The organism is Starkeya nomas, assembly GCF_902703545.1.
GTDB classification, from domain to species: domain Bacteria; phylum Pseudomonadota; class Alphaproteobacteria; order Rhizobiales; family Xanthobacteraceae; genus Ancylobacter; species Ancylobacter moscoviensis.
In genome coordinates, this window is record NZ_CACSAS010000001.1 from 2942600 (window position 1) to 2961813 (window position 19214).

Annotated in this window: 22 protein-coding genes; 8 read left to right on the plus strand and 14 right to left on the minus strand. The window is 70.1% G+C overall.

The window, feature by feature from the left end; all coding sequences use genetic code 11:
- Nucleotides 1-281: 281 nt before the first annotated feature.
- A complete protein-coding gene (rpsP, locus tag STARVERO_RS14105; protein WP_144344335.1) occupies nt 282-659 on the minus strand; it encodes a 30S ribosomal protein S16 in 378 nt (125 codons plus the stop codon).
- A gap of 163 nt (nt 660-822) precedes the next feature.
- The gene (ffh, locus tag STARVERO_RS14110; RefSeq protein WP_159599543.1) at nt 823-2388 is read right to left on the minus strand and encodes a signal recognition particle protein; all 1566 of its coding nucleotides are present in this window, start codon (nt 2386-2388) and stop codon (nt 823-825) included.
- A gap of 260 nt (nt 2389-2648) precedes the next feature.
- On the opposite strand from ffh, the gene STARVERO_RS14115 reads away from it, so the two are divergent.
- Nucleotides 2649-4157, plus strand: coding sequence for a pyruvate kinase (locus tag STARVERO_RS14115; protein ID WP_159599545.1), 1509 nt, complete (start codon nt 2649-2651; stop codon nt 4155-4157).
- Nucleotides 4158-4336: 179 nt separating this feature from the next.
- Here the strand turns inward: STARVERO_RS14115 and STARVERO_RS14120 are convergent, their stop codons facing one another.
- Entirely contained in the window at nt 4337-4756 is a 420-nt protein-coding gene (locus STARVERO_RS14120; protein ID WP_244616768.1) for a DUF930 domain-containing protein, read from the minus strand.
- 132 nt (nt 4757-4888) lie between these two features.
- Here STARVERO_RS14120 and STARVERO_RS14125 point away from each other — a divergent pair, with 132 nt between their 5' ends.
- The 3 genes from STARVERO_RS14125 to STARVERO_RS14135 are packed head-to-tail and all read left to right on the plus strand — an operon-like array spanning nt 4889 to nt 6417.
- Nucleotides 4889-5623 carry a heme ABC transporter permease gene (locus STARVERO_RS14125; RefSeq protein WP_159599547.1) on the plus strand — a complete coding sequence of 245 codons (735 nt, stop codon included), beginning with the start codon at nt 4889-4891 and terminating at the stop codon, nt 5621-5623.
- A gap of 10 nt (nt 5624-5633) precedes the next feature.
- Nucleotides 5634-5804: a heme exporter protein CcmD gene (gene ccmD, locus STARVERO_RS14130; protein WP_159599549.1), complete on the plus strand. Its 171-nt coding sequence runs from the start codon at nt 5634-5636 to the stop codon at nt 5802-5804.
- Nucleotides 5805-5814: 10 nt separating this feature from the next.
- The gene (locus tag STARVERO_RS14135) at nt 5815-6417 is read left to right on the plus strand and encodes a DsbE family thiol:disulfide interchange protein (RefSeq protein WP_159599551.1); all 603 of its coding nucleotides are present in this window, start codon (nt 5815-5817) and stop codon (nt 6415-6417) included.
- Between the two features lie 3 nt (nt 6418-6420).
- On the opposite strand, the gene STARVERO_RS14140 is transcribed toward STARVERO_RS14135, so the two are convergent.
- From STARVERO_RS14140 to STARVERO_RS14160, 5 genes are all read right to left on the minus strand, one after another.
- Entirely contained in the window at nt 6421-6813 is a 393-nt protein-coding gene (locus STARVERO_RS14140; RefSeq protein WP_159599553.1) for an Ivy family c-type lysozyme inhibitor, read from the minus strand.
- Nucleotides 6814-6830: 17 nt separating this feature from the next.
- On the minus strand, nt 6831-7298 hold the full coding sequence (locus STARVERO_RS14145) for a DUF1178 family protein (protein WP_159599555.1): 468 nt from the start codon (nt 7296-7298) through the stop codon (nt 6831-6833).
- A complete protein-coding gene (locus STARVERO_RS14150) occupies nt 7295-8221 on the minus strand; it encodes a carbon-nitrogen hydrolase family protein (RefSeq protein ID WP_159599557.1) in 927 nt (308 codons plus the stop codon). Before STARVERO_RS14150 ends, STARVERO_RS14145 begins: the two co-directional genes overlap by 4 nt.
- Before the next feature lie 13 nt (nt 8222-8234).
- The gene (grxC, locus tag STARVERO_RS14155) at nt 8235-8492 is read right to left on the minus strand and encodes a glutaredoxin 3 (RefSeq protein WP_144344326.1); all 258 of its coding nucleotides are present in this window, start codon (nt 8490-8492) and stop codon (nt 8235-8237) included.
- A 61-nt stretch (nt 8493-8553) separates the two neighbouring features.
- Nucleotides 8554-9390 (minus strand): ComF family protein, encoded by an 837-nt coding sequence (locus tag STARVERO_RS14160; protein ID WP_159599559.1) that lies wholly within the window; start codon nt 9388-9390, stop codon nt 8554-8556.
- A 97-nt stretch (nt 9391-9487) separates the two neighbouring features.
- Here STARVERO_RS14160 and STARVERO_RS14165 point away from each other — a divergent pair, with 97 nt between their 5' ends.
- Nucleotides 9488-10381 (plus strand): methyltransferase domain-containing protein, encoded by an 894-nt coding sequence (locus STARVERO_RS14165; RefSeq protein WP_159599561.1) that lies wholly within the window; start codon nt 9488-9490, stop codon nt 10379-10381.
- An 11-nt stretch (nt 10382-10392) separates the two neighbouring features.
- On the opposite strand, the gene STARVERO_RS14170 is transcribed toward STARVERO_RS14165, so the two are convergent.
- From STARVERO_RS14170 to STARVERO_RS14190, 5 genes are all read right to left on the minus strand, one after another.
- Complete coding sequence (locus STARVERO_RS14170) at nt 10393-10881, minus strand: hypothetical protein (protein ID WP_159599563.1); 489 nt, start codon at nt 10879-10881, stop codon at nt 10393-10395.
- Nucleotides 10882-10978: 97 nt separating this feature from the next.
- Entirely contained in the window at nt 10979-11557 is a 579-nt protein-coding gene (locus STARVERO_RS14175) for a TetR/AcrR family transcriptional regulator (RefSeq protein WP_159599565.1), read from the minus strand.
- A gap of 101 nt (nt 11558-11658) precedes the next feature.
- Nucleotides 11659-12069, minus strand: coding sequence for an 8-oxo-dGTP diphosphatase MutT (gene mutT / locus STARVERO_RS14180; RefSeq protein ID WP_144344321.1), 411 nt, complete (start codon nt 12067-12069; stop codon nt 11659-11661).
- A gap of 91 nt (nt 12070-12160) precedes the next feature.
- Nucleotides 12161-13399 carry a bifunctional glutamate N-acetyltransferase/amino-acid acetyltransferase ArgJ gene (gene argJ, locus STARVERO_RS14185; protein WP_159599567.1) on the minus strand — a complete coding sequence of 413 codons (1239 nt, stop codon included), beginning with the start codon at nt 13397-13399 and terminating at the stop codon, nt 12161-12163.
- Nucleotides 13400-13485: 86 nt separating this feature from the next.
- Nucleotides 13486-13776: a putative antibiotic biosynthesis monooxygenase gene (locus STARVERO_RS14190; protein ID WP_200837811.1), complete on the minus strand. Its 291-nt coding sequence runs from the start codon at nt 13774-13776 to the stop codon at nt 13486-13488.
- A 127-nt stretch (nt 13777-13903) separates the two neighbouring features.
- On the opposite strand from STARVERO_RS14190, the gene STARVERO_RS14195 reads away from it, so the two are divergent.
- Nucleotides 13904-14551 carry a TetR/AcrR family transcriptional regulator gene (locus STARVERO_RS14195; protein WP_144344319.1) on the plus strand — a complete coding sequence of 216 codons (648 nt, stop codon included), beginning with the start codon at nt 13904-13906 and terminating at the stop codon, nt 14549-14551.
- Nucleotides 14552-14606: 55 nt separating this feature from the next.
- Here STARVERO_RS14195 and STARVERO_RS14200 read toward each other — a convergent pair whose 3' ends face one another.
- Entirely contained in the window at nt 14607-15593 is a 987-nt protein-coding gene (locus STARVERO_RS14200) for a peptidylprolyl isomerase (protein ID WP_159599569.1), read from the minus strand.
- A 425-nt stretch (nt 15594-16018) separates the two neighbouring features.
- Between STARVERO_RS14200 and secA the strand changes: the two genes are divergently transcribed.
- Nucleotides 16019-18814 carry a preprotein translocase subunit SecA gene (gene secA, locus STARVERO_RS14205; protein ID WP_159599571.1) on the plus strand — a complete coding sequence of 932 codons (2796 nt, stop codon included), beginning with the start codon at nt 16019-16021 and terminating at the stop codon, nt 18812-18814.
- Entirely contained in the window at nt 18811-19203 is a 393-nt protein-coding gene (locus STARVERO_RS14210) for a nuclear transport factor 2 family protein (RefSeq protein ID WP_159599573.1), read from the plus strand. Before secA ends, STARVERO_RS14210 begins: the two co-directional genes overlap by 4 nt.
- Nucleotides 19204-19214: the final 11 nt, after the last annotated feature.

Genomic DNA, 19214 nt, shown 5'->3' on the forward strand with positions numbered 1-19214 from the left:
TCAGCGCTGTGCTGCGCACAGCTTGTCCGGGAAACGATGATGGTCCGCGCGTCTAGCGACGCCGCAGGCGGAGCGCAGCGCCGGAACCCAGCGCAAGACTCCGCCGCAGGTGCCGGCGTGGAACGCACGCCCTCTCCCCGTCAGGGAGAGGGCTGGGGTGAGGGGCCTCGCGCGGGCGCCAAACGAAGAACCACCCTCACCCGGCCCTGTGGGCCGACCTCTCCCCGACGGGGAGAGGTGGAGTGGAGATCGACGCCGGCCAGCCGCGAAGGGCCTCAGCCTCACTCGGTCGGCGCAGCGGCCTCGGCCGGGGCAGCCTCGGCCTCGGCCGCCTTGGCGGCAGCGGCGGCGCGCTCCTGGGCCTTCTTGCCGGGCACGGCCTTCTCCGGGTTGTTGCGCGGGGCGCGCTTCACCAGCTCGAGGCTGTCGAGGAAGCGGGCGACGCGGTCGGTCGGCTGGGCGCCCTTGGCGAGCCAGGCCTTGGCCTTCTCGACGTCGAGGACGAAGCGGTCGGCGGCGTCCTTGGCCTTCAGCGGATCGAAGGTGCCGATCTTCTCGATGAAGCGGCCATCGCGCGGGGAGCGCGAGTCGGCGACGACGATGCGGTAGTAGGGACGCTTCTTGGCGCCACCACGGGCGAGACGGATCTTGAGGGACATTCAGGTCTTCCTTTCAGGTACTTATGTGTGGTCGTCTAGTTCCTTCCGTCATCCCCGGGCTTGGCCCGGGGATCCACGTCTTGCGCGCGGCGGCAGTGCGCCGAGGCAGTCGTGGATGGCCGGGCCAAGCCCGGCCGTGACGGCGTGAGGTTTCATCGGGCCGTCATTTCTTCTTCGGCGGGAAACCCGGCAGGCCCGGAAGCCCGCCCGGCTTGTTTCCCAGTCCCGTCAGGCCGCCCGGCAAATTACCGGGGAAACCTCCGGGCATGTTGCCGGGGAAGTTCGGGGGCAGACCGCCGCCGCCGAGCCCGCCCGGCATCTTCTCGGCCATCTGCTTGAGCTGCTCGGGCGAAGGCATGCCGCCCATCCCGCCACCGCCGAGGCCAAACATGCTGGCGAGACCGGCCATCGGGCCGCGCTTGCCGCCGGCGGAAGCGCCCATGGCCTTCATCATGTCGGCCATCTGGCGGTGCATCTTCATCAGCCGGTTGACGTCCTCGACCTTGGTGCCGGAGCCGCTCGCGATGCGCTTGCGGCGCGAGCCGTCGAGCAGCTTGGGATTGCGCCGCTCCTTCTTCGTCATCGAGTCGATGATCGCCTTCTGGCGCTTGAGCACGCCGTCATTCATGCCGGAGGCGGCGAGCTGGTTCTTCATCTTGCCGACGCCGGGGAGCATGCCCATCAGCCCGCCGAGGCCGCCGAGCTTCTCCATCTGGTCGAGCTGCATGCGCAGGTCGTCGAGATCGAACTGCCCCTTGCGCATACGCTCGGCGGCGGCCATCGCCTTCTCGGCATCGATGTTCTCGACCGCCTTCTCGACCAGCGACACCACGTCGCCCATACCGAGGATGCGTCCGGCGACGCGGCGGGGATCGAAATCCTCCAGCGCGTCCATCTTCTCGCCGGTGCCGAGCAGCTTGATCGGCTTGCCGGTGACGGCGCGCATGGAAAGCGCGGCGCCGCCGCGCCCGTCGCCATCGGCGCGGGTCAGCACGATGCCGGTCAGGCCGACGCGCTCGTCGAAGGCCTTGGCGGTGTTCACCGCGTCCTGGCCGGTGAGGCTGTCGGCGACGAGCAGCACCTCGTGCGGGCGCGTCGCCGCCTTCACCTCGGCGACCTCGGCCATCAGCGCCTCGTCGAGCGTGACGCGGCCGGCGGTGTCGAGCATCACCACGTCGTAGCCGCCGAGCCGGGCGGCTTCCATGGCGCGCCGCGCGATCTGGACCGCGGACTGCCCGGCGACGATGGGCAGCGTCTCCACCCCCACCTGCTTGCCGAGCGTGGCCAGCTGCTCCATCGCCGCCGGACGGCGGGTATCGAGCGAGGCCATCAGCACCTTGCGGTTCGACCGGTCGGTGAGGCGCTTGGCGATCTTGGCAGTGGAGGTGGTCTTGCCCGAGCCCTGCAGGCCGACCATCAGCACCGGAACCGGGGGCGCGGCCTCGAGGTCGATCGGCTTGGCGTCCGAGCCGAGCATGGCGACGAGTTCGTCATTGACGATCTTCACCACCATCTGGCCGGGCGTGACCGACTTGATGACCTCCGCGCCGACGGCGCGCGTGCGCACCCGGTCGGTGAAGGAGCGCACTACGTCGAGGGCGACGTCGGCCTCGATCAGCGCCCGGCGCACCTCGCGCATGGCCTCGTTCACGTCGGCCTCGGTGAGGGCGCCGCGTCGCTTAAGCCGGTCGAGTATGCCGCCAAGGCGGTCGGTCAATGAATCGAACATGCGTTCGCTCGGCTCCCTTCTCGCACGGATGTACCCGCAAAGCCGTTTGGCGCCCGAGGGCGCATCGCGCTGTCGGGCGTTGACCTCCGGGCTCATGGCCCGGGCGGTGGGTCGGCTCGCGAGATATGCGAGGATGCGCCGCTAGTAAGCGCCGCCCACCGCAAAGTCAAGTTTTACGCGCCTTTCGTCCCGCCGGCGAAGGTCACAGCGGCGTAACAGCGCCGCCCTAGCCTCCGTCAGCGTAACGAGGAAACCGGGCAATGAACACGTCGAAGGCTATCCCTCACCCGCCGGCCAGCAGCGACGACCACGCGCTGTTCGAGACCCTTCTCTCCCTGCGCAGCGCCATCGTCGAGGAGGCCGCCCCGATCCGGGCGCGCTTCACTCGCGAGGCTGGCTGCGAGGACGCCGCGCTCGACAATCTCGCCCACTATCTGGCCCTGCGCCGCCACGAATTGCGACCGCTGCAGCGCCAGCTCATGTGGCGCGGCCTGTCCTCGCTCGGCCGGCTGGAGAGCCGCGTGCTGCCCACGCTCGACGCGGTGATCGCCGCGCTGGCGGCCCTCTCCGGCCGCCCCCTGCCCTTCCCGGCGCCGGAGCAGGACGCCTTCTTCGCCGGCGAGGAACGGCTCGACGCCGCCACCGCCGCCAACCTCGGCCCGGAGCCGGAGGGGCGCTACACCCGCATCATGGTCACGCTGCCCAGCGAGGCCGCCGGCGACGTCGACTTCATCCTGGCGCTGGCGAAGAGCGGCATGGACATCGCCCGCATCAACTGCGCCCATGACGACGCCGGCGCCTGGCGCGCCATGACGCAGCACGTGCGCGCGGCGGGCGAGGCGGTCGGCCGCCCCATCGCCGTGCTGATGGACATTGCCGGCCCGAAGATCCGCACCGGCGCCGTGCTGCCGATGCGCAAGGGCAAGCCCGCCGGGCGGCTGCTGCCGGGCGACACGCTGCGCCTCGTCGCCGATGGCGAGCCGCATGTCGACGAGGCCGCGCCCTTCAGCGCCGCCGTCTCGCTGCCCGAGATCGTCACCCGCCTCGCCGTCGGCCACCGCATCCGCTACGACGACGGCAAGGTCGAGGCGGTGGTCGAGAGCGTGCGCGAGGGCGAGGCGATCCTGCGCATCCTCCACACCCGCCCGGACGGCACCAAGCTCAAGTCGGAGAAGGGCATCAACCTGCCCGACACCGCGCTCGGCCTCTCCCCGCTCACCGCCAAGGACGACGCGGACCTCGCCACCGTCATCGAATGCGCCGACCTCATCGGCTATTCCTTCGTCAGCCGGCCCGAGGACCTCGACCTTCTCGACGACGCTATCGCCCGCCACGGCGCCGCGCGCGAGCGCCCGCTCGGCCTCATGGCCAAGATCGAGCGCCCCGAGGCGGTGAAGAACCTGCCGGACCTCATCGCCCGCGCCGCCCGCCGCGGACCCTTCAGCGTGATGATCGCGCGCGGCGACCTCGCCGCCGAGATCGGCTTCGAGCGCCTCGCCGAGATGCAGGAGGAACTGCTGTGGATCTGCGAGGCCGCCGCCGTGCCGGCGATCTGGGCGACGCAGGTGCTGGAGGACCTCGTGCGCGACGGCATCCCCTCGCGCGGCGAGATGACCGACGCCGCCATGGCCGCCCGCGCCGAATGCGTCATGCTCAACAAGGGCCCGGCGGTGCGTGAGGCGGTCGAGCTGCTCGACCGGCTGCTCGGGCGCATGTCCGATCACCTCGACAAGAAGACGCCGACCCTGCGCGCGCTCCGCTCCTGGTAGGGAGCGTCACCCGCGCCGCCGTTCCGTCCGAAGCCCCCCCCCACTCGGTACACTGTCATCCCCGGGACTTGACCCGGGGATCCACGACGTGGGCCGGGCGCACTGGAGGGTGCCGAAGACGTGGATGGCCGGGTCGAGCCCGGCCATGACCCCGCCCCAAAGGCGTGACGCCGAAGTGCCTACGGCGCGACGAGATAATGCGCCGACCATTCCGAGGTCGGGATCGCCGCGCCGAGCTTGTAGGAGAAGGCCGTCACCTCCAGCCCGTCATTGGCCGTCTCGCACTCATAGGCGATGTGGTACCAGGTGCTGCCGCTGCGGATGGCGCCCCCCGGAACCTTGATCTTCGCGCCCTTGATGACGGGATCGCGATAGGCATAGGCGACCAGTTCGTCCGGCTTCATGCCCTTGTTGCCGCGCCCCACCTCGCCCATGGCGCGGGCGTTGCAGCGCTGCTCGATCCGCTCGGAAGGCTCCAGCAGCAGCATCTGCTGGTCCGGCGAGCGCGCCGCCGCCGGCAGGGCGCCGGCGATCTGGACGAGCAGGACGACGGCAAGCGCGGGGCGCGCGGCGGGCATGGTACGCGGCAATGCGGGCATGGACGCTCGAATCCCTCTTTCGACTTCACCCGCTTGAATAGCGGAGTTTTGTCCTTCCTGTGGCTTCACATCCGCGTTGTGCCGCAGGCCACCCATGTTGCCGCTGCGACCGGGGCAGATTAGAACCGCGCCATGGCGCTGATGGATCTTGCCAACCCCACCCGTTTTCTCGCCCTCTCCGGGCGCGTTCTGCCATGGCTGGCGGGCCTCGCGCTGGCGACGCTGGCCTTCGGCTTCTTCCTCGCCTTCCGCGCGCCCGCCGACTACCAGCAGGGCGAGACGGTGCGGATCATGTACATCCACGTGCCCTTCGCCTGGCTCGCCATGTTCGGCTATTCGATGATGGCGCTGTCGGCCCTCGGCATCCTCGTCTGGCGCCATCCCCTCGCCGATGTCGCGCACAAGGCCATGGCCCCCATCGGGGCCGTGTTCGCCTTCCTGTGCCTCGTCACCGGCTCGCTGTGGGGCCGGCCCATGTGGGGCACCTACTGGGTCTGGGACGCGCGCCTCACCTCCATGCTGGTGCTGCTGCTGCTCTATCTCGGCCTGCTGGCGCTGCGCTCGGCCATCGAGGATCCGAACCAGGCCGGCCGCGCCGCCGCCGTGCTCAGCCTCGTCGGTTTCGTCAACGTGCCGATCGTGAAGTTCTCGGTCGACTGGTGGAACACGCTGCACCAGCCCGCCTCGGTGTTCCGCATGGACGGGCCGACCATCCATTCCAGCCTGCTCTGGCCGCTGCTGGTCTGCGCGATCGGCTTCACTTTGCTCATGCTGGCCCTGCACATGGCGGCGATGCGCACCGAGATCTTCCGCCGTCGCCTGCGCGTGCTGGAAGCGCGCGCCGCCGCCGAAGCAGCCTATGCGTGAGGCCCCCTGAATGTTCGGCGAGCACGGCTTCTTCATCCTCGCCTGCTACGGCGTGAGCGCCCTCGTCCTCGGCGCGCTGGCGCTGTGGATCGTGCTGGACGGGCGCACCGTGCGCCGGCGCCTCGACGAACTGGAAGCGCGCGGCGTGCGCCGCCGCTCCGCCAGCCGAGAGAACGGGTGAGCGAGAGCGCATGAGCGAGACGGCTCCTTCCAGCCCCGGCCGCCGCCGGCTGCTCGTCCTGCTGCCGCTGATCGCCTTCCTGGCGCTGGCGGCGCTGTTCTACGGGCGGCTGTTCACCGGCGATCCCTCCCGCGTGCCCTCGGCGCTGATCGGCCGCCCCGCCCCGGCGCTCGACCTGCCGCCGCTGGAAGGGCTGGCGCGCGAGGGCCAGCCGGTCGCCGGCCTCACCTCGGCCGACCTCAAGGGCGGCGTCACCGTGCTGAACGTCTTCGCCTCCTGGTGCGTGCCCTGCCGCGACGAGCACCCCTATCTCGTGGAGCTTTCGAAAATGCCGGGCTTCCGGCTCGTCGGCCTCAACTACAAGGACGACGCCGGCAATGCCCGCCGCTTCCTCGGGCGCTTCGGCAATCCCTATGCGGCGGTGGGGGTGGACGCGAACGGGCGCACCGCCATCGACTGGGGCGTCTACGGCGTGCCGGAGACCTTCGTCGTCGGCAAGGACGGGCGCATCGCCTACAAGTTCATCGGCCCCATCGACGCTCAGGGCCTGAAGGAACGCCTGCTGCCGGAGATCGAAAAGGCCATCGCGGCGCCCGCGCCGGGCGGCGGCTGAGGATCAGTCGAAGGCCTGAAGCAGCGCCTTGCCCTGCGTGGTGCTGACATGTCCCAGCATCCGGACGCCGTCCCGGGTGCGGAACGCTCCGTGGGCCTTCTGGCCGCCGTCGGAAAATAGAACCTGCATCTGGTTGTCCGCACAGTCGTGCGGCTTGCACAGCGAGAACACCTCGAAGCTCTGCCCGTCGACATTGATGGTCACGGACGGTCCGGCGACGCCCCGCGCGTCGATCATCCAGGGCTGGGACTTCGTCAGCGGCTCGACGAGCCGGTTCCACGCCGCGCCGAACGGCGGCTGCTTCACCACATCGAAGATGTAGCGGCCTTCCGACAAGGCCGGCATCGCGAGCAGGCCGAGGGCGGCCGCAACGGCGAAGGGGAGACCGGCGCGCATCCTCGTCCCCCTCCGCTTCAGTTTCGCTCGTCCGGCAGCACCGGCAGCGGCAGCACCTCGATCTCGTCCTCGATCAGCGCCCGCACCTCGTCGGGGCTGGCCTCGCCGCGAATGGCGCGCTTTTCCTCCTCGCCCTCGTGCATCCGGCGGGCGAGGCTGGCGAACTCGTCGCCCACATAGTCGGAATTGGCCTCCACATGCTCGCGCACGGCGCGCAGCATGGCGCGGACCTGCTGCTCCTTGTCGGACATCAGCGCCACCGGCTGTGGCGCGGCGGCGGGCGGCGGCGCTTCGGCCACCTCCACCGCGTCCTTGCGGGCGCCGCGCCCCAGCGCCGGAGCCATGATCGCCTTGTCGACATCCGGCGAGCCACAGACCGGGCAGGTCACCAGCCCCCGCCCCCGCTGCGCGTCATAGGCGGCGGAATCGCGGAACCAGCTCTCGAATTCGTGGTCCTTCGGGCAGTGCAGGCGATAGAGGATCATGGCGCGCCTCCCGGGGAGACCAGATGCAGCCGCCCCTCCTCGCCCGGCGTCACCATCTCGAAGCGCCGCCCGTTGGTCAGCGAGGGAATGCGCGCGCGCACCGCCGCCACCTTCGCCGGATCGATCTCGGCGGTAATCACGCCGGGCTCGGTGCCGCCCTCGGCGAGGATGCCGCCCCACGGATCGATGATCAGGCTGTGGCCGAAGGTCTTGCGGCCGTTCTCATGCGTGCCGCCCTGTGCCGCCGCCAGCACGAAGCAGCCGGTCTCGATCGCCCGGGCGCGCAGAAGCACGTGCCAGTGCGCCTCGCCGGTCGACTGGGTGAAGGCCGCCGGCACGGCGATCATCCCCGCCCCCGCCTCGGCGAGCGCGCGGAACAGCGCCGGGAAGCGCAGGTCGTAGCAGATGGCGAAGCCCAGCCGGATCGACGGCAGGTCCGCCGCCACGGCGAGCTCGCCCGGCCGGTAGGCGGCCGATTCGCGGTAGACGTCGCCGTTTGGCAGGTCGACGTCGAACATGTGGATCTTGTCGTAGCGCGCGGCGATGGAGCCGTCCGGCGCCAGCAGGAAGGAGCGGTTGGCGGCGCGGTGCTCGCTCGCCTTCACCGCCAGCGAGCCGATGTGCAGATGCACCTTCAACTCCGCCGCCAGCGCGCGGAACGCCGCCAGCGCCGGGTCGGTCTCCTCCGCGTGCAGCACGGCGAACAGCGCCTGCCGGCTCTCCTCCATCGTGCCGGTCATTTCCGGCGTCTGGATGTAGGTCGCCCCCTGCGCCGCCGCCTCGCGGATGAAGGCGGACGCGGTCTCGACATTGGCATCGACGCTCTTGGCGGTGCGCATCTGCACCAGCGCGGCGCGGAACGGCGCGCCGGAAGCCGAGGGAAGCGCGGGCGTGTGCGGCGAGGCGGTGTCGGCGGTGGTCATCGGCAATGTCCGTTCAGCTCTTCAGCAGCGTGTCGAGCTCGCCGGCCTCCTCCAGCGCATAGAGGTCGTCGCAGCCTCCGATATGCCGGCCGTCGATGAAGATCTGCGGCACGCTGGTGCGCCCGTTGGCGCGGCTCGACATGGTCGAGCGGGCAACGGGGTCGCCGGTCACGTTGATCTCGGAGAATTCGACGCCCTTGCGCTCCAGCAGGTCCTTGGCGGCATGGCAGTAGGGGCAGGTATAGGTGGTGTAGATCTCGATCTGCGACATCGTTTCCGACCTCTCCGAACCGGCCGCCACAAGGCTCGACGGGCCCCGGCGCCGGGGTCTCCTATGATATGGGCGCCCCCCGCCCGTCAACAACCCGCGCGAACACCAGCACGTCCACCCGTTTCGCCCCCGCGCGGGTGAGCGCCTTCACGCAGGCGTCGATGGTCGCCCCGGTGGTGAACACGTCGTCCACCAGCACCACGCGCCGTCCCCGCAGCTCCGCCCGCGCCGCCTCCGGCACGGCGAAGGCGCCGGCGACATTCCGCAACCGCGCCGTCCGGTCGAGCCCGACCTGCGGCGTGGTCGCCCGCCGCCGTTCCAGCCAGCCGGTGCGCAGCGGCACGCCCGTCCGCTTCCCGACGAACCGGGCCAGCGCCGCCGACTGGTTGAAGCGCCGCCGCCAGAGCCGGAGCCCGTGCAGCGGCACCGGCACCAGCGCGTCGGCCTCCGCGAGGATGTCCGCCCCGGCGCGCGCCATCATCCGCGCCATCGGCTCGGCGACGTCGAGCCGATCGGCATATTTCAGCGCGTGGATCAGGTCGCGCGCCACATCGCCGAACACCGCCACCGCGCGTGCCCGGCCATAGGCCGGCGGATCGGCCAGCGCCGCCGGCGAGAGCGGCGCGCCCTCGCCCGCGTCATGCGGCAGCGGCGTCCCGAGCCGGTCGCAGAAGGGCCGCTCGATGAAGCCCATCCGGCTCCAGCAACCCGCGCACAGGCAGCCCGGCTCGTTCACCGCCGTGCGGCAGGCCATGCAGGCCGGCGGCAGCGCGACATCCACCAGCCCGCGCGCCAGCCGGCGCCCGGCGCCATACGCCCGCGCCAGCAAGGCCGGGCGCGGCGCCTCCCGGAGGGAATCATGCGGCAGCTCGAAGGGAGGCTCGGAAGGCTTGTCCATCAGGTGGAGCCTACCATGTGTGCCGGGCCCGCGCCTCGCGCCTTTGACCCCGCGCGGCGGGCGTCCTATGCCTTCCCGCCCCGAGGAGCATGCCCCGATGTCCGGTCCCGTCGACGTCTTCGATCCGCGCGCGCTGGCCGCCCGCCGCCGCCGCGCCCTCGCGCTGGGACCGGAGACCTTCCTGCTCGACCGGGCGGTGGAGGATCTTCTCGACCGGCTCGGCGCGGTGAAGCGCCGTTTCGGTACCGTGGCCGATCTCGGCACGCCGACCGACGCGCTGCGCGCGGCGCTGGACGGCGCGGGCATGGTGGACCGCTATTTCGCCTTCGGCCCAGCGGAGCGGGCCGACGTCGACGCGGTCGTCGATCCGGAAATCCTGCCCTTCGCCCCGCAATCCCTCGATCTCGTGGTCTCCGCCCTCGCCCTCCAGACCGTCAACGATCTGCCCGGCGCGCTGGCGCAAATCCGCCGCGCGCTGCGGCCGGACGGGCTGCTGCTCGCCGGCTTCCTCGGCTCCGGCACCCTCCAGGAACTGCGCGAGGCCTTCGCCATCGCGGAGAGCGACACGCTGGGCGGCATCTCGCCGCGCGTCGCCCCCTTCGCCGATCTGCGCGATCTCGGCGGCCTGCTGCAGCGCGCCGGCTTCGCCCTGCCGGTCACCGATGTCGACCGCGTCGTGGTGCGCTATGGCAACCCGCTCGCGCTGCTGAACGACCTGCGCCGCATGGGCGCCGCCAACCCGCTCACCGACCGGCGACGCGCGCCGCTGCTGCGCCGGACGCTGGCGCGCCTGTTCGAAGTCTATACCGAGCGGTTCTCGGACCCGGACGGCCGCCTGCGCGCCACTTTCGAGATCGCCTGGGTGTCCGGCTGGGCGCCGCATGAGAGCCAGCAGAAGCCGCTGCGCCCCGGCTCTGCCAAGATGCGGCTGGCCGAGGCGCTGAAGGTGCCCGAGGGACGCCTGCCGGGCGGCGACGGCGAGGCGCAGTAGAGCCCCGCCCGTCAGAGCGGGATGCGCGCCGCCGACCGGCGCAGATGGACGATCTGCGCGCCGAGGCCGATGACGAGCGCGGCCAGCAGGCTCCCCTGCGCGCCCAGAAGCAGCGGCGCGTCGAGTTCCGTCACCAGCGGATGGCCGTCCGGCACGCGCCGCAGGATCTCGGTGACGGTGGGCAGCATCAGCAGGAACGCCGTCAGGCTCAGGCAGACGGTCTCGATATAGCGACCCGCCCGCCCGAGGCCGGGCACCCACCCCACCGCGTAGCCGGCGACCAGCAGCACGATCGTCACCGCGCCGATGACGTTGCCGACCGGCACGTGCGTGACCAGAAACACCGTGAAGGCGCCGATCAGCATCGACACCAGATAGATCGCCCCGGCGGTGGAACGGGGCACGATCCGGCCGTAGCGGGCGAACATGTAGAAGGCGACGGGGATGGCCGGCAGGCTGCCGAGCGTGTGCACCCAGCCGAGGGGGGAGATTCCGAACATGGGTCTGTCCTTTGGGTAGAGGGAGGAAATAGGACGCTATCTACTAGTTGGTAGGCATAATGGACGCCGTACGGCCCTCACCCGGATCATGAGCGGGTCAGGCGAGCAGGCGTTCCAGCAGGGGGCGGGTGATGGCGCCGAACATGCCGGGCTCGCCATAGGCGCGGGCCGACAGCATGGCGCCATGGACCGTCGCCATGAACAGTTCGGCCTCGGCGTCGGCGGCGCCGGAAAGGCGCAAGCGGCGCTGCCCGGCTCCGTCTTCCAGAACCGCCCTCAGCCACGCCGACAGCATGCGGAAATGCGCGCGCACCTCCACGGCGACCGGCTCGGGCAGGACGGGAAGCTGGCTCGCCAGCAGGGCGCAGATGCAGAAGGGCGCGCTCGCATCGGCGATGCAGGCTTCCCAATAGCCGATATAGGCGCGCAGCCGCTCCGCCGGATCGGCGATCTGCCGGTCCAGCTCCGCCAGCCCAGCCTCGGCCTCCTGCCGATAGCGGACCACCAGCGTGCGCACCAGATCCGCCTTGCCGGGGAAATGATGGTGAATGCTGGCGTTGCGGATGCCGACCACCTTGGAGATGTCGGCATAGCTGAAGCCGTTATACCCGCCCTCGACGATCAGCGAGCGCGCGCACAGCAGGATTTCATCGGCGGTGGTCGAAGCATGGCTCATGACGTGAACCTACCTTCTAGTAGGTAGATACGTCAAGCCGGGAGATTCCCACATGTTCCCGCGCCGCCGGCCGCCGCCTCGACCGTGGCCTTCCGAGGCGGCTACCGCCCCGGCCCGAGCAGGTCGAGCAGCACCGGGATCAGCGGCTCGTCGGCGGGCGGCATCGGGTAGTCGCGCAGCGCGCCCGCCTTCACCCAGGCGAGGCGCTGGCCCTCGCGGCCATGGGCGTGGCCTTCCCAGCGCCGGCAGATCCACAGCGGCATCAGCAGTTGGAAGGTCTCGTAGGTGTGGCTGGCGAAGGTGAGCGGGGCGAGGCAGGGCTCCTTCACCGTGATGCCCAGCTCCTCGGAAAGCTCGCGGATCAGGCATTCCTCCGGCCGCTCGCCGGGCTCCACCTTGCCGCCGGGGAATTCCCACAGGCCGGCCAGCGACTTGCCGGCGGGCCGCTCGGTCAGCAGCACCCGCCCGTCCGCATCGACGAGCGCGCAGGCGGCGACGAGAACGAGCTTCATCGATATCTCTCCAGAACCGGCCCGCTACCCGTCATGGCCGATGAAGGCGTGGATCCCCGGGCCGCGCCCGGGGATGACGGTACTCCGGTTCTCAGGACCGGTAGTCGCCGTTGATGGCGACATATTCCTTGGTGAGGTCGCAGGTCATCACCCGGTCGGCACCGCGCCCGAGGCCGAGATCGACGGAAAGGTCGATCACGTCGTTCTTCATGTAGGCCGAGACCTCCGCCTCGTCATAGGAGGGGTCGCGCGCGCCTTCATGCGCCACGCGGATCGCCCCGAAGGCGATGGAGAGCTTGTCGCGCTCGGCCGGCTCGCCCGCCTTGCCGACCGCCATCACCACGCGACCCCAGTTGGCGTCCTCGCCCGCCACCGCCGTCTTCACCAGCGGCGAGTTGGCGATCGCCATGGCGATCTTGCGCGCCGAGCGCTTGGAGACCGCGCCGGAGACGTGGATGCGCACCAGCTTGCGCGCGCCCTCGCCGTCCCGCGCCACCTGCTCGGCAAGGTTCGCCAGCACGCCCTGCAAGGCGCGGCGGAAGCGCATGAGGCGCGGGTCCTTCGCGTCGGCGATGCGCGGCGCGCCCGAGGCGCCGGTCGCGAACAGCAGCAGCGTGTCGGAGGTCGAGGTGTCGCCGTCGATGGTCACGGCGTTGAAGCTGTCGGTGACGCCCCTGGAGAGCAGCGCCTGCAGCGCCGGCGCCTCGATGGCGGCGTCGGTGAAGACGAAGGAGAGCATGGTCGCCATATCGGGGGCGATCATGCCCGCGCCCTTGGCGATGCCGGCGATGGTCACCGTCACGCCATCGATCTTCACCTTGGCGGTGGCCAGCTTGGGAAAGGTGTCGGTGGTCATGATCGCCCGCGCCGGGTCGATCCAGGGCAGGGAGCCGAGGCGCTTGGCGGTGGCGTCCAGCACGCCCTCGTACTTCCTCGCATCCAGCGGCTCGCCGATCACGCCGGTGGAGGCGAGGTAGATCTCGTCCTCGCGGCAATCCAGCGCCCTGGCGGCGATCTTCGCGGTCAGCGCGGTCGCCGCGCGGCCCTTGGCGCCGGTGAAGGCGTTGGCGTTGCCGGAGTTCACCACCAGCCCGCGCGCCGAGCCCTTGGAAAGGATGTCGCGGCACCACTCCACCGGCGCGGAAGGGCACTTGGACTTGGTGAACACGCCGGCCACCGTGGTGCCCTTGTCGAGCGCCAGCAGCAGCACGTCGGTGCGGCCCTTGTAGCGGATGCCCGCCTCGGCGGTGGCGAAGCGCACCCCGGCGACGGGGCCGACATCCGGCACGGTCTTGGGCGCGAGGGGGGAGACGGGAGAAGCGTGTGCCATCGGCGGGGACTCTGCGGCGGGAAAGGGCCGAACGGATGTGCCCGAAGGCAGGCCGCAGCGCAAGGCGGATACGCGAGCGAGGACTGTCACACTGTGTCGTGAACGCCAGCGTCGCCGCCGCGCGGCACCGGGTGCAGCCAATGGTGCAGCCGGGAATGGATGGCCGGGATCAGTCCCCACACCATGGTCGCCGCCACCGGCGGCACGATGAGCGCGGTCTTGAGGAACAGCGGCCAGCCGGCGGTGAGCGGAAACACCAGATAGAGCAGCGCGGTGACGAGCGGATAGACGCCGAGCATCACCGCCATGCAGAAGCGATGACGCGAGAAGCGGCCGGCAGGTTTGTCCTGAGCGGATGCTGTCGGGGTGGCGGACATCGGGATTGCCTCACAAAATGAAACGGAACGTTCCGTTAAATAAAACGACCCGTTTCGTTTTGTCAAGCAAGATCGGTGGCGCTAGTCTGCGCAACCACGCGCCCGCCCCGGGCCAAGGAACCGTCCGATGTCCGCCGAAACCCCGCCTCCCGACGTCTCGCCCGCAGACGGCGCCTCCCCGCCCCGCCGCGCATCGGCGGGGCCCCATCGCAGCAAGGCCTCGTCCGAGGCGATCCTCGATGCCGCCGAGGCGCTGCTGGCGGAGGCCGGCTATGGCGGATTTTCCATCGAGCAGGTCGCCCGGCGCGCGGGCGCGGGCAAGCCGACCATCTATCGCTGGTGGCCGAGCAAGGCGGCGCTGCTTCTGGACGTCTATGCCCGGCAGAAGCTCCAACTCGATCAAGACGACACCGGCGCGCTGGAGACCGACCTCGCCGCGCTGATCGGAGGCCTGTGGCGGTTCTGGCGCGAGACGGCGGCCGGCGGCGCCTTCCGCTCGATCATCGCCGAGGCGCAGTCCGATCCCGCCGCCATGGCGGCGCTGAACGGCTTCATGGCCGAGCGGCGGCACCATATCGCCGGCGCCTTCGAGCGCGCGGCGCGGCGCGGGGAGCTGGCGGACGACATCGATCTCGATGCCGTGATCGACATCATCTCGGGCTATGCCTGGAGCCGGCTGCTCACCGGCCGCATCGACGACGATCCCGCCGCCATCGCCCACGCCGCCCGGCAGATCGCGCGGGGCGTGGTGCGCCCCGGCTGGGCCCTCACATGAAAATGGCCGGGACGAACCCGGCCATTGCCATCTGATAGGTACGGAACCCGCGCAATCACTGCGCGGGCTTGGCGGCGTCCGGAGCGGCGGGCGCGTCGGCGGCGGGAACCTTCGGCGCGGCGTCGGTCTTCTCGACCTTGGCGGCCTCGCGGATCTTCTGCACCGTGTCGGCCTGCGCCTTCTGGGCGAGGAACTGCTCGATCTGCGGCTTCACCTCGTCGAAGGTCGGCACGGGCTTCTCGCGCTTCTCCTCCAGCTTGATGACGTGCCAGCCGAACTGCGTCTTCACCGGCTGCGACACCTCGCCCGGCTTCATCGCGAAGGCGGCCGTGGCGAATTCCGGCACCATCTGCTCCTTGGTGAAGAAGCCGAGATCGCCGCCGTCCTGCTTGCCCGAGGGGTCCTCGGTCAGCTCGCTGGCGAGCTTGGCGAAGTCCTCGCCCTTCTTCAGCCGCGCCTCGACGTCCTTGGCCTTCTTCTCGGCCGCGGCGGCGGCTTCCTTGTTGTCCGGGTCGGCGCGGAACAGGATGTGGCGGGCGCGCACCTCCTCCTCCGGCTTCTGCTGCTTCACCGCCTCCTCATAGGTCTGCTTCAGCGCCGCGTCGGTCATCGCGGCCTTGGTCGCCTTCTCCAGCGCCGCCTGCATCAGCACGCGCTTGCGGATGAAGTCCAGCTCGCGCTTGAAGGCGGGCGTCTGGTCGAGCTTGTCGGCCTCGGCGGCCTGCGCCATCGCGGTGAGGTCGATCAGGAAGCCGAGCACATATTCCTCGCGGGCCGGGCCCTGCAGCTGCGGCGGCAGGTTCGGCCCCAGCTCCTCGGCGGCCGCGGCGACGTCGCTGCGGCGGATTTCCGCGCCGTTGACGGTGGCCAGCACCGGGTCGTCGCCCTGCGCCGTCTTGGCCGCCGGGGCGTCCTGCGCCAGCGCCGGCAGGGCGGGAACGAGAGCCGTGCCGAGGAGGGCGGCGAGAAGTCCGGCGCGCACGATGCCGGCGGTGGGGCGAAGAGACGCCTTGAGCGCGGCGTGCGGGCGATGACGGGTCATGGGAGCGTTCCTCAAGTTGCGGTTGTCCGCGAATAGGCGGCGAAAGCTGGCCCAGCCGGGGCCGGGTTGCAAGCGGGTATGAACACCGACGCCACATAATTCGGCGTGGCGGCGGCGATGGCGACAACCGGCGCGACGCCTTGCCTGCGGGCAAAACTGTCGTCCGGCCCGCGATTGACAACCCCCAAACCCGTTCATAAGTGTGGCACGCGGTGCGAGCCCTCCCCGGCGCTCGCATTTATGTGACGCAAGAACCCGCAAGCCGTTCGCGGCCGTCCGGCCCTGAAGACCCATTTCGGCCGCAAATGGCGTCTCGATGAGGCTTTCGGCCCGCGCGCTCGCGTCAGCGGCTTGCACAGGAGGACGCGGCGGCCCGTCACCGCCCGTCCGACAACTGATCCTGGCGGACACGGATTGGAAGTCTCATGTTCGGCGCTCTCGCGCGAAAGCTCTTCGGATCGGCCAATGATCGCCGCGTGCGCGGCTACCAGCCCAAGGTGGCGGCCATCAACGCGCTCGAACCGGAGCTGAGGGCGCTCTCCGACGAGGAGCTGCGCGCGCGCACGCTCGCCTTCCGCGAGCAGCTCGCCAACGGCGCCACCCTCGACGACCTGCTCGTCCCGGCCTTCGCCACCGTGCGCGAGGCCTCCCGGCGCGCCCTCGGCCAGCGCCATTTCGACGTCCAGCTCATTGGCGGCATGGTGCTGCACGAGCGCGGCATAGCCGAGATGCGCACCGGCGAAGGCAAGACGCTGGTGGCGACCTCCCCCGTCTATCTCAACGCGCTGACCGGCAAGGGCGTGCACGTCGTCACCGTGAACGACTACCTCGCCAAGCGCGACGCCGAGTGGATGGGCCGCGTCTACCGCTTCCTCGGCCTGACGGTCGGCATCATCCACCACGGCATGGACGACGACGAGCGCCGCGCCGCCTATGCCTGCGACGTCACCTACGCCACCAACAACGAGCTCGGCTTCGACTATCTGCGCGACAACATGAAGTACGAGCTGAACCAGATGGTCCAGCGCCCGCACTTCTACGCCGTGGTCGACGAGGTCGACTCGATTCTGGTCGACGAGGCGCGCACCCCGCTCATCATCTCCGGCCCGCTCGACGACCGCTCGGACTTCTACAACACCATCGACACCTACATCCCCAAGCTGTCGAAGGAGGATTACGAAGTCGACGAGAAGCAGCGTTCCGTCGCCATGACCGAAGCCGGCATGGAGAAGATCGAGACCCTGCTGCGCGACGCCGGCCTGCTGAAGGGCGACAGCCTCTACGACATCGAGAACGTCTCGGTCGTCCACCACGTCAACCAGGCCCTGCGCGCCCACACGCTGTTCCAGCGCGACAAGGACTACATCGTGCGCAACGGCGAGGTCGTCATCATCGACGAGTTCACCGGCCGCATGATGCCGGGCCGCCGTTACTCGGAAGGCCTCCATCAGGCGCTGGAGGCGAAGGAGCGGGTGCAGGTCCAGCCGGAAAACCAGACGCTGGCCTCCATCACCTTCCAGAACTATTTCCGCATGTACGAGAAGCTGGCCGGCATGACCGGCACGGCGAACACCGAGGCGGCCGAGTTCCAGGACATCTACAATCTCGAGGTGGTCGAGATCCCGACCAACCTGCCCGTCCAGCGCATCGACGACGACGACGAGGTCTACCGCACCGCCGGCGAGAAGTACGACGCCATCATCGACCTCATCGCCGAGTGCAAGACGAGCGGCCAGCCGGTCCTCGTCGGCACCACCTCGATCGAGAAGTCCGAGCTGCTCGCCGAGCTGTTGAAGAAGCGCGGCTTCAAGCAGAAGGACTTCTCCGACCCGGACGCCTTCCGCGCCCTCTATGACGGCGACCAGGGCAAGGCCGACGAGAAGGTCTTCGCGGTGCTCAACGCCCGCCACCACGAGCAGGAATCCTACATCGTGGCGCAGGCCGGCGTTCCCGGCGCCATCACCATCGCCACCAACATGGCCGGCCGCGGCACCGACATCCAGCTCGGCGGCAACGCCGAGATGCGCATCCAGCACGAGCTCGCCGACATGCCCGAGGGCGAGCAGCGCGCCGCCGCCGAAGCCCGCATCCGCGAGGAGGTCGCCGCCCTCAAGCAGAAGGCGCTCGCCGCCGGCGGCCTGTTCGTGCTCGGCACCGAGCGCCACGAGAGCCGGCGCATCGACAACCAGCTGCGCGGCCGCTCCGGCCGTCAGGGCGACCCCGGCCACTCCAAGTTCTTCCTGTCGCTGGAAGACGACCTGATGCGCATCTTCGGGTCGGACCGGCTCGACGGCATGCTGCAGAAGCTCGGCCTCAAGGAGGGCGAGGCGATCGTCCATCCCTGGATCAACCGCGCGCTGGAGAAGGCGCAGCAGAAGGTCGAGGCCCGCAACTACGACATCCGCAAGAACCTGCTGAAATACGACGACGTGATGAACGACCAGCGCAAGGTGGTGTTCGAGCAGCGCGTCGAGCTGATGCAGGACGAGGACGTCGCCGACACGGTCGTCGAGATGCGCCACGGCGTCATCGAGGACATCGTGACCAAGCACGTTCCGCCGAACGCCTATCCCGAGCAGTGGGATACGGAAGGGCTCGGCGAGGAGCTGAACCGCGCTCTCGGCCTCGACCTGCCGGTCAAGGAATGGGCGGCCGAGGAGGGCATCGCCGACGAGGAGATGCGTGAGCGCGTCCAGCAGCGCGCCGACGAGTTCATGGCCTCCAAGGTCGCCAAATACGGCCCGGAGATCATGCGCTATGTCGAGAAGTCGATCCTGCTGCAGACGCTCGATCATCTCTGGCGCGAGCACCTCGTCACGCTCGATCACCTGCGCCAGGTCATCGGCCTGCGCGGCTACGCCCAGCGCGACCCGCTGAACGAGTACAAGTCCGAGGCGTTCCAGCTCTTCGAGGCCATGCTCTCGAACCTGCGCGAGGCGGTGACCGCCCAGCTCATGCGCGTCGAGGTGATGACCGCCCCGCCGACCGAACCGCTGCCGGAGATGAGCGCCCACCACGTCGACGCCCTCACCGGCGACGACGAGTTCGCCTATGCCGACGCCGAGATCGCCGCCGAGGCGACGCTGGCGCCGGACGCGGATGCCGGCGCGCCCAGCCGTGATCCCAACGATCCGGCGACCTGGGGCCGGGTCGGGCGCAACGAGCCCTGCCCCTGCGGCTCGGGCCTCAAGTACAAGCACTGCCACGGCAAGTTCGTATGAGCGAGGCCGCCTCGGCGGCCGAAGATCCGGCGGGTGATCTCGCCGGCGTCGAGGCGGCCGAGCGGCGCCTGCGGGATGCCGCCCTTCATGGCGACGTGGCGACGCTCGACGCCCTGCTGGCCGACGATCTGATCTTCGTCGACCAGACCGGGCGCTTCCTCTCCAAGGCGGACGATCTGGAGCTGCACCGCAGCGGCGCGCTCACGCTCGACACGCTGCGCTTTTCCGACTACCGGCTGCGCGCGCTGGTGCTGGCGGTGCTCAGGGCCGATGCCACCGGCCGCGCGGCCGGGGAGGCCTTCACCGTCGCGTTGCGCTTCTCGCGCCTGTGGCGGCGCGAGCCGACGGGCTGGCGGGTCGCCAGCGCCCATTCGACCGCCATTTCCTAGAAAACCGCGCG